Origin of the sequence: Aquimarina penaris, assembly GCF_040786285.1 — a bacterium.
In the GTDB taxonomy this organism is placed as follows: Bacteria; Bacteroidota; Bacteroidia; order Flavobacteriales; family Flavobacteriaceae; genus Aquimarina.
Map to the genome: position 1 here is coordinate 2,230,886 of NZ_JBFMKQ010000001.1, position 14,472 is coordinate 2,245,357.

The 14,472-nt window shown below is 35.6% G+C and carries 9 protein-coding genes; 7 read left to right on the forward strand and 2 right to left on the reverse strand.

Annotation, left to right across the window (positions count from 1 at the left end; translation table 11 throughout):
- Window positions 1-13 precede the first annotated feature (13 nt).
- Window positions 14-568 carry a HEAT-like fold family protein gene (locus ABW637_RS09245; RefSeq protein WP_367584376.1) on the reverse strand — a complete coding sequence of 185 codons (555 nt, stop codon included), beginning with the start codon at window positions 566-568 and terminating at the stop codon, window positions 14-16.
- 122 nt (window positions 569-690) lie between these two features.
- On the opposite strand from ABW637_RS09245, the gene ABW637_RS09250 reads away from it, so the two are divergent.
- Complete coding sequence (locus tag ABW637_RS09250; RefSeq protein ID WP_367584377.1) at window positions 691-1,221, forward strand: heme-binding domain-containing protein; 531 nt, start codon at window positions 691-693, stop codon at window positions 1,219-1,221.
- 314 nt (window positions 1,222-1,535) lie between these two features.
- Here the strand turns inward: ABW637_RS09250 and ABW637_RS09255 are convergent, their stop codons facing one another.
- Entirely contained in the window at window positions 1,536-2,219 is a 684-nt protein-coding gene (locus tag ABW637_RS09255; RefSeq protein ID WP_367584378.1) for an SIR2 family NAD-dependent protein deacylase, read from the reverse strand.
- Window positions 2,220-3,199: 980 nt separating this feature from the next.
- Between ABW637_RS09255 and ABW637_RS09260 the strand changes: the two genes are divergently transcribed.
- The 6 genes from ABW637_RS09260 to ABW637_RS09285 all read left to right on the forward strand — a co-directional run.
- The gene (locus ABW637_RS09260) at window positions 3,200-3,937 is read left to right on the forward strand and encodes a LytR/AlgR family response regulator transcription factor (protein ID WP_367584379.1); all 738 of its coding nucleotides are present in this window, start codon (window positions 3,200-3,202) and stop codon (window positions 3,935-3,937) included.
- Between the two features lie 386 nt (window positions 3,938-4,323).
- Window positions 4,324-4,473 carry a hypothetical protein gene (locus ABW637_RS09265; RefSeq protein ID WP_367584380.1) on the forward strand — a complete coding sequence of 50 codons (150 nt, stop codon included), beginning with the start codon at window positions 4,324-4,326 and terminating at the stop codon, window positions 4,471-4,473.
- Between the two features lie 91 nt (window positions 4,474-4,564).
- Window positions 4,565-4,729 (forward strand): hypothetical protein, encoded by a 165-nt coding sequence (locus tag ABW637_RS09270; protein ID WP_367584381.1) that lies wholly within the window; start codon window positions 4,565-4,567, stop codon window positions 4,727-4,729.
- Between the two features lie 137 nt (window positions 4,730-4,866).
- Window positions 4,867-6,927, forward strand: a complete 2,061-nt coding sequence (locus tag ABW637_RS09275; RefSeq protein WP_367584382.1) for a tetratricopeptide repeat-containing sensor histidine kinase — start codon at window positions 4,867-4,869, stop codon at window positions 6,925-6,927.
- A gap of 106 nt (window positions 6,928-7,033) precedes the next feature.
- The gene (locus ABW637_RS09280; protein ID WP_367584383.1) at window positions 7,034-7,705 is read left to right on the forward strand and encodes a response regulator; all 672 of its coding nucleotides are present in this window, start codon (window positions 7,034-7,036) and stop codon (window positions 7,703-7,705) included.
- Between the two features lie 812 nt (window positions 7,706-8,517).
- The coding region (locus tag ABW637_RS09285) for a DUF8696 domain-containing protein (RefSeq protein WP_508093851.1) at window positions 8,518-14,472 on the forward strand (5,955 nt) is incomplete at its 3' end.

The following is a 14,472-nucleotide window of genomic DNA, read 5'->3' on the forward strand; positions in this document are numbered from 1 at the left end:
CCCAAACTTAAATTTAAGACAACTTCTTTAATATCATTCTGGATCGTGCTTTATAAGCGGCACTTCCCGAGCTATAATTGTTTTCGAGTGTGATTTTGAGTTCTGGGTGTACCCAGTCGAATTCTGTTCCGAGTAGATATAAAGATGTCATCGAATATGCTTTGGGAGCTACTTTTTGATCTGTAATGAGCCAGTCAAAACAAATTTCTGTTATTTTTTGTCTATGCGGTTGTGTTAAAAATTCTCTTACTTCGGGAGATTGTTTTTGATAATAGGAAGTAGTAAGGTATTCAAATATTTTAGCCATCGGTCGTACTGCCGGATGTTGATAAACTTTTGGAACCAGTGTTATAAGTTGATCAAGATAAGGCAAAATGGCCTCTAGATTATTCTTGCATAAAAACTCAAGACCCCATGAGGCTCTGCAAGAAATTTCGTCATCAACTCTTGCGCAAATCGCAAGAAGATCTGGTAGTACCTCTGGATTTTCAAGGATCAAATTAGCAAAACTATTCCGCTTTTCTCGAGAGTGATTAACGGTGTCTAATATCTCTTCTAATATAATCATACTACCTATTGTTGTTATGATTTCAAAAATAACAATAATAATAATTAGGCCTTAATATCGTTATCTGTTCTGTAACAGGTAATTATCAGTTATGATTTTTATCGTACTAAATCAACCACACAATGCTTACAAAAATTAAAAACTTCTTTATTGTGTTATTGCTAGTCTTAGTGATTTCACAATTTTTACGACCAGAAAAAAACGAAGGTAGTTATGACAGTATTACGGCTTTTGAAGAAACAACAAGGGTTTCTTCTGAAGTAAAAACTATTTTAGAGAATAATTGTTACGATTGCCATACCAATAGCACAAGATATCCTTTACATACAGAGATAAGTCCGATTTCTCATTGGATGGCCTATCATATTGAAGAGGGAAAAGAACATTTCAACATTTCTAAATGGGAATTATACACCGACGAGGAAAAAGATCATAAATTTGAAGAGTTTATTGAAGAGGTAAAAATGAAGAAAATGCCTCTACAACCATATACCTGGATTCATGGTGAGTTATCAAATGACGATAGAGAGAAATTAATCAATTGGGCAAAAGAAGCCAGAACCAGGGCTAAAGAAAAACCTGCAGATTCTCTACCCATAAAAGAGTCTGATACTATTGTAGTAGATAGTGTAAAGGTCGATAGTATTAAATAAACCATTAGTCATCCCAGCGAATACGGGGATCTATTATTATTACTCGTTATCCATTTTCATGTTTTTAGTTTAAAATTCGTCAATTCGAGTGCTTCGACCAAAGGAAGAAGTGTATCGAGAATAGAATTTTATCTCAAAAAAGCTATTCTCGATACAATTTTTCTTCTGTCATTTCGAACGCAGTGGACAGGTTACTGTAAAAATCACTCGAATTGACGCTTTTTTGATTTGTAACTCCACAAATGTACAACGGGTAATAATAAGGGCTTCTAGTCTTCCTTAGAATGAAAGGACTGATCGAAATTACGTAGTGTTTATAATAAGCGTGTTAGTTCATCCACCACTTTAGGAACACCGGTTGTCGCTTTTTCGGCAAAGATGGTTAGGTTTTCTTTAGGAGAAATCGCCGGATTAGGATCAATAAAATATACCGGTGCATGATGTGGGGCGTACTCTAGTAATCCAGCTGCCGGATATACTTGCATAGAGGTGCCGATGATCATCAAAATATCTGCTTTTTCGGTTACTGTAATGGCAGTATCCATCATAGGGACTTGTTCGCCAAACCAAACAATATGAGGGCGCAATTGAGAATTGTGCTCGCAGAAATCCCCCAGGTATAAATCCTTTTTCCAGTCTAAGATGAGATGCTCATCAAACTGACTACGTACTTTTAGAAGCTCACCATGTAAATGAATAATAGAACTACTACCAGCTCTTTCATGTAAATCGTCTACATTTTGCGTTATAATGGTTACATTATATTGTTGTTCTAATTCAACAAGAGACATGTGACCCTTGTTTGGTGCTACAGTTAGTAACTGACTGCGTCTTTTATTATAAAAATCTAAGACTAATTCTGGATTGTTTTTCCAGCCTATTGGTGATGCTACTTCCATCACATCATGACCTTCCCAAAGCCCATTAGAATCTCTAAAGGTGTTTATTCCGCTCTCTGCACTAATTCCGGCACCAGTAAGTACAACAATATTTTTCATAAAATAGAGTATTACACCCGTTGTGGATTTTGATTTTTAGGTTGAAATTCGTCAATTCGAGTGCTTCGACCACAGGAAGAAGTATATCGAGAATAGAATTTCTTGTTTGAAACTCCCAAAATCCGCAACTGGCAGTATTAAGTATGTAGAAGTAAAGCTATCTAAAATAATTGAATAGTACATATAACCCGTTATACATTCTAAAGGTTGTAAATCAAAAAAGCGTCAATTCGAGTGATTTTTCACAGTGAAACGAAGAAAAATTGTATCGAGAATCGCTTTTTTTAAGACGAAAAAGCAAAATACACAATGGGTAATACTAAATATGTATGAGTAAAGCTATCCAAAATAGTTGAATAGTACATATAACCCGTTGTACATTCTAAACGGTACAAATCAAAAAAGCGTCAATTCGAGTGATTTTTCACAGTGAAACGAAGAAAAATTGTATCGAGAATCGCTTTTTTTAAGACGAAAAAGCAAAATACACAATGGGTAATACTAAATATGTATGAGTAAAGCTATCTAAAATAATTGAATAGTACATATAACCCGTTATACATTCTAAACGGTACAAATCAAAAAAGCGTCAATTCGAGTGATTTTTCACAGTGAAACGAAGAAAAATTGTATCGAGAATCGCTTTTTTTAAGACGAAAAAGCAAAATACACAACGACTTATATGTAGTAATCATATTGATTTTTAATCACTAAATGATAAGTTCGGCATAAAAATTATAAGGTTTTTTACAATGTTATATACTGATTATTATTTTTGCCCGTTTTAGTACCTCAGAATTACCTATCGATAAAATGATTATAATTGCCGATTATTGGTTCTGTGTAATGGATTGAACTAGAGTGCTTTCCGTATTAATTTTACGGTTATACCGTATCAATAAAAATGATAAATACTCTATCTTGTAAGTAGAATAATACAACATATACTAACCAACACTAATTTTTTAATAGCCAACCCTATGAAATATCCTTATGTAATTATTGATAATGATCAAAAGATTGCAAATTCTATCCAATTAGCCCTAGAAGAACAGACCAATTATATCTGTACCGGAATAGCTAAAGATGAGCAAGATGCATTGGATTTAATTTTAGAGAGAAAGCCCCGATTAGTTTTTCTGGAGCCAGAGGTTCCGGGTATGCATTGTAGTAAAACTCAATATTCGTTAATGACAGAATTGGGTAAGTATATGTCACAGTTACCCGAGTTTATTGTGATCACAAAAACATCTGATTATGCTATAGAGGGTATACGTAACAGAGTGATGGATTATATTCTAAAACCTTTTAATAAAAACCAGGTTATCAGAACGTTAATGAGGTTTGAGAAAGATTTTGATCAGGATATAGACAATACATTGTGCTTTAAATCGTATGGTGATTATAGGTTTGTTGATGTAGATGAGATACTATATCTCAAGGCAGATAATAATACTACAGATTTTATTATGAGTAACGGAAATACGGTAGAAGCTTTTAAAACGCTAAAGCATTTTCAGGATTTGTTGCCTGATCATTTTGTAAGAATCCATAACAGCTATATTATTAATACGCGCTATGTGTCTAGAATACATTTTGGTAAGGCAAAATGCGCCATAAAAAATACTAATGATTTGATTCCGTTTTCGAAATCGTATAAAAATAATGTAGAAGAGATTAAAGATAATTTAGCAAAGAATAGTTTAATAAATATTTGATTTAAGACACTTTTAGTAAAACATTAACCGATAGCTAACCCTAGCTATCGGTTTTTTTGTTATGTGTTTTTTTTAGCGGAAGAATATCATTATGTAGGTTTTTTCTTTCGTGTTTCTAAGTCATTTTTTAAAATCTATCTACCTACTCGTATAATGGGTTCATTTACCCTTATTCGCTACCCATCCACTAAAGACACCTTAATATATTGGGCGCGCGCGAGGTTTAAGCATACATTTGTAGTGTACAATTAGAGATACAAACCAAAATATTTGGTAAGTATGCTAAAAACTTCGCCAGCGCAGCGAAAAACCCCAAAGTAAAATTTAAAAATTAATTTACCCCATAAAGACCTAGTCTTTAAATTAAAAACTAAAAAAGAACAGTTATGAAAACTATAAAAACATTATTCGCTATACTATTTTTAAGTACATTTTTTATCGCTTGTGAAGCAGATTCAGTAAATGATGAGGTAGGGATTGAAAATATTGATAAGCTGAGTTTAGAGGATGCAGATGAAGAAGTAAAACCACAATAAGTTTATTTTAAAGATTTACAAAATGATATTGTGAAACATTACAAAATCTGGAACCATAAAATTAATTTAATAAAATTAAAATCATCGAATTATGAAAACTACGAAAGTTATAAGAGCTATTTTTACAGTATCATTTTTCAGTATATTTTTTATTGCGTGTGAGACGGATTCGTTAAATGAAGAAGTTGGTATTGATGAAATAGATGAAATTGAAAAGTCTTTTGAAGATGCAGAGGAAGAAGTAAAACCAGGATAAGAGTTGATAAATGTAAATACATTTAATAATAAAATATTTTAAAATTAAAGAAGTGCTTGAGAATCTCTTGAATAAGCACTTCTTTAATTTTTTTTGTTATCTATAATCCTTAAATTGGTTGAGTTTTTCAAAATAGTATGAAGCATTTTTTAAATAGTATTTTAATAATATTTTTTCTTAGTTTGTTTTTGGGGTGTTCTGTAGAATCCAAAAAACGTGATTACGAGACGGATGATTTAAAAGATAACCTTATAAATTCACATTTGGATAAATCTAAGGATAAGTCAAGGTCAATTAATGATCGGAAAGATGACTTAGCTAAAGCATATGGTATTGTTAGCACTTTATCAGATAACCCTCTGAAAATTGAACGATTACATAATATTTCGATTGAATATTACTCTTTAGATGAACAGGAGAAATTTAAGCAATTAAACTTAAGAGCTTTAGATTTAGCAAAACGATTGAAAGATTCTATTAAGTTAGCCAAGTCCTATGGTTTTTTAGGTATATACTATAGAAGTAGAGAGTTAGATAGTGCTTATAAAAGCTTTAATGAAGCTGATAAAATTTATTTATCCTTCGATAAGGATCAAAAAAGAGATCCAGTTACATATGCTTATGATCATGGGAAAGTGTTGATAGACCTGGCTAAACTATCCAGAAAAGTTAAGGATTATTCCGAAAGTGAGAATCTTACTATAAGAGCGATAAAAAAATTTGAATTAGCTGAAGATAAAACAGAATCATATTTACCGTTATCTTATTCCAATTTGGGGACAGTTGCAAAATATTTAGAGAGATATGATGATGCCGTTTTTTATCACCAAAAGGCAATAGAGTATGCAGAAAACACAAAAAAAGAAACTCTATATGCTATTATCGGGAATAATAACATTGGAACCGTATATAAGTCTCAAAAAAAATATGATAAAGCGAAGGAGTATTATAATAAAGCTTTATCTTATGATGGTTTTTTAAGAAAAACCCCAAAACAATATGCCTTGTTGTTAGATAATTTAGCGTATGTTAACTTTTTATCTAATGACACTTCAAAAATACCAGAGCTTTTCTATATGACCTTAAAAATTAGGGATAGTATTGATGATCAATATGGTATTGCTACTAATACTTTACACTTAGCAGAATATTACAAATCCATCGATAATGATAGTATTGCAAAATTATACGTTGAACGATCAAGAGATATCTCATTGGACTTACAAAATAATGAGGAATTATTAAAGGCTTATCAATTGCTATCTGAGATAACAAATAATGAAAAAGGATTAGAGTATGCTAATAAGTATATTAGATTAAATGACAGTCTAGTAAAAGAAGAACGTTTGGTAAGAGATAAATTTGCTAGGGTTAAATTTGAAACTGATGAGATTACAGAAAAAAACCTCCAAATCAGCCGTGAAAACGAGATCCTAATTATCGCAATACTAGGGTTAACCGCCTTATTTTTATTAGGATATATTATCTTTAGGCAGCAACAAAGTAATAAAGAGCTAATGTTTGCACAAACACAGCAAGAAGCCAATCAAGAGATCTATCGATTATTATTGAATCAACAAATCAAATTAGAGGAAGGCCGCCAATTAGAGCAACAACGCATGTCTGAGGAGTTGCATGATGGAGTGCTAGGTAGACTGTTTGGGGTACGATTAAGTCTTGATGGGATCAACCAACGAGCCAATGATGGCTTTACAGAATCTAGAAATAAATATATAGACGAACTTAAATCTATAGAAAAAGAAATACGGTTAATCTCTCATGATCTGGGTACAGAATCATTGCCATCAGATGTGGCGTATATCGATGCCGTAGAAAGCCTGATTAGTGATTTATGTGATGTAAATGAAATAAATTTTGAGTTTAGCAATGATGAAGATATTGATTGGGAGCATATCGACGATCAGAAAAAGGTAAACTTATTTAGAATTTTACAAGAATCATTGCAGAATATTTTTAAACATGCCAATGCAAAAAGTATAAAAATTAATTTCGATTTTATAGAAGATAAAATAAATCTTACTATCTTGGATGATGGAATAGGATTCAAGAGCGCAAAGGTTAAAAAAGGAATTGGTTTAAAGAATATTACCTCCAGAGTTAGTCAGATGAGTGGAGTAGTTCAATTTTTAAGTAATAAAGATTCGGGCACTGTAGTTTCAGTTAGTGTACCGGCTTAAACTAACTAAAACGTATCATTCTAAAAAATGATCATAATATTTTGCTTCTAACCAAGTTTACATAGTATGACATTCTATTTTAGAGCTAAAACAACAAATTTTTGAAATGAAGAAAAAGCTAAAAGTTCTTATGATTGACGATCACCCTATGATCATCGAAGGGTATAAGAATACCTTATTAGGAGAAAACCAAAAAGAGTATCAAATCAAGATTGATATAGCATCCAATTGTGATGATGCTTACGAAAAAATCCAAAAATCTTCTCAGTCTACTCCTTATGACATGCTTTTTGTGGATATAAAATTACCCCCATCATCAGATGGTACAATTACTTCTGGCGAAGATTTGGCAAAGCATGCAAAAGAACTACTTCCTAAGGCCAAGATCATTATATTAACGATGCACAGAGAAGATCACCGAATCCATAATATCCTTAAGAATATTAATCCCACCGGATTTCTAATAAAAAGTGATCTAACCTCTAGCGAGCTATTATTGGCGTTTAATAATATAGTAAAAGGCAAGGCATATTATAGTGCAACAGTAAATGATCATTTTAGAAAAATGATGACGAATAAATTCTCTTTAGATGAGAAAAACCTAAAGATTTTATACCACCTTTCAAGAGGGGTAAAGACAAAGAACCTACCAAACTATGTAAGCTTATCTCTTAGTGCTATAGAGAAAAGAAAAAATCAGATTAAAGAGATGTTCTCTATTGCCAAAGCAGATGATCAGCAATTACTGGAAGAAGCACGTAAAAGAGGATTTATATAATAGAGTATTTTACATGTATATACTAACAAAAAAGAGGCTATCGGTGTGATAGCCTCTTTTTTGTTACGGCTTAACCGTATTTTTCATTACGGAAAACCAGAATTTAACGTGAAATTATCTTGTTTTTGTAAAAAAAATATTTAAATTTACGATGTTAAAAAAAACATAAAGTAAACCGAATTTTAAAACAGTAGCCTATAAAAAAAATTACACTTTAATTTCTGCATACCCCTTACACGCATACCCCTTACACGCATACCCCTTACGTGTTATTAGTGTCTTTTTTTGACTACTGTTAAGTGAACATTTAATCGTCATTATGAATTGTGATATCTACACCCCTATAGATATTCCATTTGGTAATGTGTATGTCAAACATTACCAAAAGGGATATCGCGTATGATTGAAATTACATTTATTTCTCTTAGTAAGAGTGTAACGATGTTTTTATCGTTTATGCTTGTTGTTCTAACTCTATATACATGCTATATAGAAACCTCTCTATGGATCACATCAAAAAAATTACTTGATAAAAGTGTACTCCTAAAAAAGTATTGCCCAATTTCTACACATGACAATTCCCATTCTTTAAAGAACGCGCGTAACAATTACAGTAGCCTTACTCTGGTAAAACATACTTCTAAGTCATTGATTTTGTTGACTTCTTTTGTAAAAAAAAATAAGTCAAATCATAACTATCAAAAATTTGATTTTGGTTTTCGAGAACTAGCCCCTAAGCATGCAAATTATAAAGTAGTTTCCTTAGGATCCCATAAAATAAATAACAAAACCCTTTTATCATAAAGAAGCTTATGAAAATTTTTACTCATTTTTTTGTTTTAACAAAGAAGTTTAATCTTATCCTATTCTTCTTATGTTTCGTATTTTTTTTACAAGATGTAGAAGCGCAGAATTTTGAGCCTATAGTGGTGTCTTCTGTGGTCTCTGGTGACAATACCGATAATGCATTGTTCGCAGCAAGTTCACCTTCAATACCCACACTGGCATTTATTAGAGCCGAAAGAACTTCTGGGCTACAGTTAGGAACGTTTACTATAAATGGGGATAACATAAGGTATTTACATGGAACAGGAGGTACCGGGATTCCAAATAATTCTAGTGAAATACAATTTACTTTCTTAGAAGCTGATCAGGTAACACCTATTCAACCCAGTGATATAAGATTTATTATTAATGATATAGATGGTCCTAGTAATGAAGCTTTAGCTACCGATTGTGATTCGGGAGTTCGTTTTGTGTCTGTATATTTAGATCCAATAGATCCGCTTTTAGATTCTAATTTAACATTAGATAATACACCGCCAGATTTAAGTGCTACAGGTACTCAAAATGAAAGTGCAGGTATTCAAAGTAGAGTAATGTATGAGTATAATGATGTAAATGTTGTACGCTATACTAATTTTGCTAATAATGGGTTCTTGAAGGATTTTGATATGGATAATGAGTTGTCTTTGGGAACACCTCAATTTTCTGTATGTTCAAAAGATTCTGATAATGATGGGGTAGATGATGTAACGGATCAAGATGATGATAATGATGGGATTTTAGATGTTGTTGAATCTAATGGAAATGACCCTAATGGTGATGCAGATGGTGATGGATTACCCAATTTTCTGGATACAGATGATAATTTAGGAGATAACCCAAGATATACACCCGATGGTTCGGTTACCGATTATACAGACCTGGATAGTGATGGGCAACCAGATGTATATGAAGCAAGTCAAGATGCAGATGAATTACCTAATCATTTAGATTTAGACTCAGATGGTGATGGGATACCCGATAATATTGAAGCACAAGGAACTGGTAGCTATGTTACTCCTTCGCTTACTTCAGATGGTGTAACAGGTATTCCGGATAATTATAATCAAACAACTGGACTTGATCCTATTCCAGATACTGATGTAGATGGTATTCCAGATTACCTGGATTTGGATAGTGATGGTGATAATTTTAGCGATAGTAGCGAATCCGGATTGACACTTACCGGTTTAGATGAAGATAATGATGGTTTAGATGATGGAGTTGATACTACCGGTGGAGTAGCGGGAGATTATTCAGACCCTAATGGATCGGTAAATGACCCCGCAACCGACTTACCAGATAATGATAACCCAGGCGGAGAAGTAGATTATAGAGATCCTAGAAATTCGGATAATGATAATAGACCCGATAATCTTGATCTAGATGATGATAATGACGGTATTTTAGATAGTGTAGAACTGGCAGGTGTTAATGATCCATTTGGTGACGAAGATGGAGACGGGTTACTCAATGTTAATGATGTATTTGATAATAATGGTCCAGGCGGAGATGGCAGTACAGCCGATTATACCGATGTAAATAATGATGGAGTACCAGATGTGTATGATTTTGATCTGGATGGATTACCTAATCATTTAGATTTGGATAGTGACAATGATGGAATTACCGATAATGTTGAAGCGCAACCCACTATCGGTTATATTGCTCCTAGTGGTATTGGTTCTGGTATTACAGATGGCAATAATAATGGCGTAGATGATAATTATGAAACTGTACAAGGAGGAACCGATATAGGTTCGGGAGAAAACTCAGATACAGATCCAGCTCCCGATTTTCTGGATTTAAATTCAGATAACGAAGGTGATAATGATACCTTAGAAGCTGGATTTACCCTGGCTACAAATACGAATGATACAGATGGTGATGGCTTACTAGATGATTATGATGATATTAATGGTCCTGTTGTTCAGGATGACCAAACATTTGGTGCGGTAGGGTTACCTAATAATCAAAACCCTCCAACGGTCGAAGTTGATTTTCGAGATTCTGTAATTGGTATAAATAGCGATGATGATAGCGTCTTTGATAGCGTTGATTTCGATGATGATAATGATGGGATTTTAGATACAGCAGAAAATAGCTTGAATGTTGATCCTTCTGCTGATGCCGATTTAGATGGTATTTTAAATTATGAAGATTTTGATGATAACGGCAGTGTTACTGCACCAGTATGTCTAGATGCTGATCTCAATGGTATTTGTGATTCATTAGACCCCGTATTCGATTTTGATGGCGATGGTGTTCCTAATCATTTTGATTTAGATAGTGATAACGATGGTATCTATGATGTTATAGAAACGGGAGGAACCGATGGTAATAATGATGGTAGAGCCGATGATTTTGATGGTGATACTACTAATAATAATGGTATTCCGAGTTCGGCAGGAACTGGGATTTCTATGCCTACTAATACAGATGGAGGAGCAGATCCCGATTATTTAAGTTTAGATAGTGATGGTGATGGATGTAGTGATGCTAATGAAGCATATGGCGATCCTAATGCAGATGGTGGTGATACGGGGGTATATGGCCCAGACCCAGCTACAGTTGATCCAATTACCGGTATTGTTACCTCTGGTATACCGGCACCTACATATACAGACCCTGTAGATGTAGATAGTGACTTAACTGATGATTACCAACAAGTTGGTGGTCCCGATGGTGATGGTGATGGTATATCGGATGCCTGTGATTTGATTTTTAATGATGTGGATAATGACGGAGTAGGTGATGCGGTCGATCTTGATGATGATAATGATGGTATCCAAGATGTTACAGAATGTTTTGGTGAATATGTTGATTTTGCTAGTGCTGCGGTTTCAGGAACTGCCGGACCGGTAGAAACAGTTACAGGAATTGATTTTGTATCCTTAAATGCCACTGCAGACCTTACCATTACAGAAAGTGGTGGAGACTTAAATGCGTTAAGCTTAGGCGGTCCTTCAGGAGTCTTCAATAACCCTGAACATACGCCTGCGCCCGGTGTAGCAATTCAGTTTATAAGTTCGGGAATAAATAATAACAATACCATAGGTAATGATGTTGATTTCGTATTAGTATTCAATAAGCCAGTGTATGAAATTATAGTGCACTTCCGAAATTTAGCAAGATCTAATTATCAGTTTACAGGGGCACAACATACTGAAGAATTAGTGTCTTCAAATGCTGCCATGACGTATATTGGAGGTACACGATTATTAGAAAATATAACTGTGGTACCTCCTGAAGTTGGGGGTAGTGGTAGTGTAAGAATTACAGCCACAAGCCCGGCGGGGATGACACAAATAGAATGGTCACTAATTGAAAATGCTTCTAATCCAAATGCTTCGGGGCTTAGTTTGTTTACGTTCTCGGCAGATTGTGATTTGGATGGCGATGGCGTACCTAATAGATTTGATCTAGATGCTGATAATGATGGTATTTATGATGTAGTTGAAGCTGGTGGAGTAGATTCAGATAATGATGGCCGACATGATGATGATGATAATAATGTTGATAACACTGCTACCAATGGAATCCCTTCTGATACTCCATTAAGTAATGGTATTCCAAACCCTACAGATACCGGTAGTGATGGCTCTAGGGATTATTTAAATTTAGATAGTGATACAGATGGATGTAGTGATGCCAATGAGGCCTATAACAATTCGAATGCCGATGGAGGAGATACGGGTGTATTTGGCGTAGACCCGGCAGGAGGCTTTGGTACGATTGTAGATGCCAACGGAGTTGTTACTGCGGCACTACCATATGCTACCCCGGCTGATACGAATACAAATACCACGGCCGATTATCAGGAGGCGGGTCCCGATGACGATGGTGATGGGATTGCCAATGCTTGTGATTTAGTTTTTAATGATGGAGATGATGATAATGTTGGTGACGTACTTGATATCGATGATGATGGAGACGGTATTTTAGATGTCACTGAAAACTCATTAGGTGTAGATCCTTCTGCAGATGCAGATAGTGATGGGATTCCTAATTATCAAGATTTTGATGATAACGGTAGTGTTACCGCACCGGTATGTATAGATGCTGATCTCAATGGTATTTGCGATACGTTAGACCCTGTATTTGATACAGATGCCGATGGGGTTGCCAATCACTTTGATTTAGATGCCGATAATGATGGTATTCCTGATAATGTGGAAGCACAAACTACAGGGGCATATATTGCACCTATTGCGACCACACCAGCAGAGTATATTGCAAACAACGGAGTAAATAATGCATATTTAACCACCAATGGAGGTGGACCAGGACTACCTCTTGTAAATACAGATGGCCCTGCCGACATTATACCAGATTATCTGGATACCGATAGTGATGAAGATTCTATTTTAGATATCGTAGAGAACGGAGATACCGATAATGCTATTGTGGTTTTTGCTGATGCCGATGGAGATGGAATAGATGATCTGTTTGATACGATAGATAATACCGTTACTTGGGATATTAATGATGCGGTAACCACAGGAAATATTGCTGATTTACAAACCGTGTATGGTGATTTTGATAATGATGCAGCTCCTGTGCCAGTTCCTTTAGCAAGCGACCTCTCTTTTAGAGATAATTGCCAGATTATTGCAGGTGTGATTGCCGCTGATGAGACGATTTGCGAAGGTGGAGACCCTGTAGCATTTACCGAAACGACCGCAACGAGTATTGATGCTGGTGCGATTACCTATCAATGGCAAAGTAGTACCACTAGTGCAATAGCTGGATTTGCAAATATTGTGGGAGCTACTACAGCTACTTTTGACAGTCCAGCAATAACTCAAGATACCTGGTTTAAGCGTATTGATACCAATACATTGAACGGAAATTCTTGTGTTGTTGAAACCAATGTAGTTGCCATTACAGTAAATAATATCACGGCCGGAGTGATTGCTGCTGATCAAACGATCTGTGAGGGCGATACTGCGGCGACCTTAACCGAGGTTACGCCTACCAGTGGTGATCCTGCTACCTTTACCTACCAGTGGCAGTTTAGTACGACCAGTGCCACGGCAACCGACTTTGTTGATGTAGCCGGTGTAGGCACGGGAGTGACCTATGATCCGGGAGTGCTTACAGCAGATACCTGGTTCAAACGTATAGATACCGGTGTTGTCAATGGACAGAGTTGTAGTGTAGAGACCAATGTAGTTGCCATTACAGTAAATAATATCACGGCTGGAGTGATTGCTGCTGATCAAACGATCTGTGAGGGCGATACCGCGGCGACCTTAACCGAGGTTACGCCTACCAGTGGTGATCCTGCTACCTTTACCTACCAGTGGCAGTTTAGTACGACCAGTGCCACGGCAACCGACTTTGTTAATGTAGCCGGTGTAGGCACGGGAGTGACCTATGATCCGGGAGTACTTACGGCAGATACCTGGTTCAAACGTATTGATACGGGTGTTGTCAATGGACAGAGTTGTAGTGTAGAGACCAATGTAATTGAAGTCACAGTAAACAATATTACTGCTGGAGTGATTGCTGCTGATCAAACGATCTGTGAAGGCGATACCGCGGCGACCTTAACCGAGGTTACGCCTACCAGTGGTGATCCTGCTACTTTTACCTACCAGTGGCAGTTTAGTACGACCAGTGCCACGGCAACTGACTTTGTTAATGTAGCCGGTGTAGGCACGGGAGTGACCTATGATCCGGGAGTGCTTACGGCAGATACCTGGTTCAAACGTATAGATACGGGTGTTGTCAATGGACAGAGTTGTAGTGTAGAGACCAATGTAATTGAAGTCACAGTTAATAATATCACGGCCGGAGTGATTGCTGCTGATCAAACGATCTGTGAGGGCGATACCGCGGCGACCTTAACCGAGGTTACGCCTACCAGTGGTGATCCTGCTACCTTTACCTACCAGTGGCAGTTTAGTACGACCAGTGCCACGGCAACCGACTTTGTT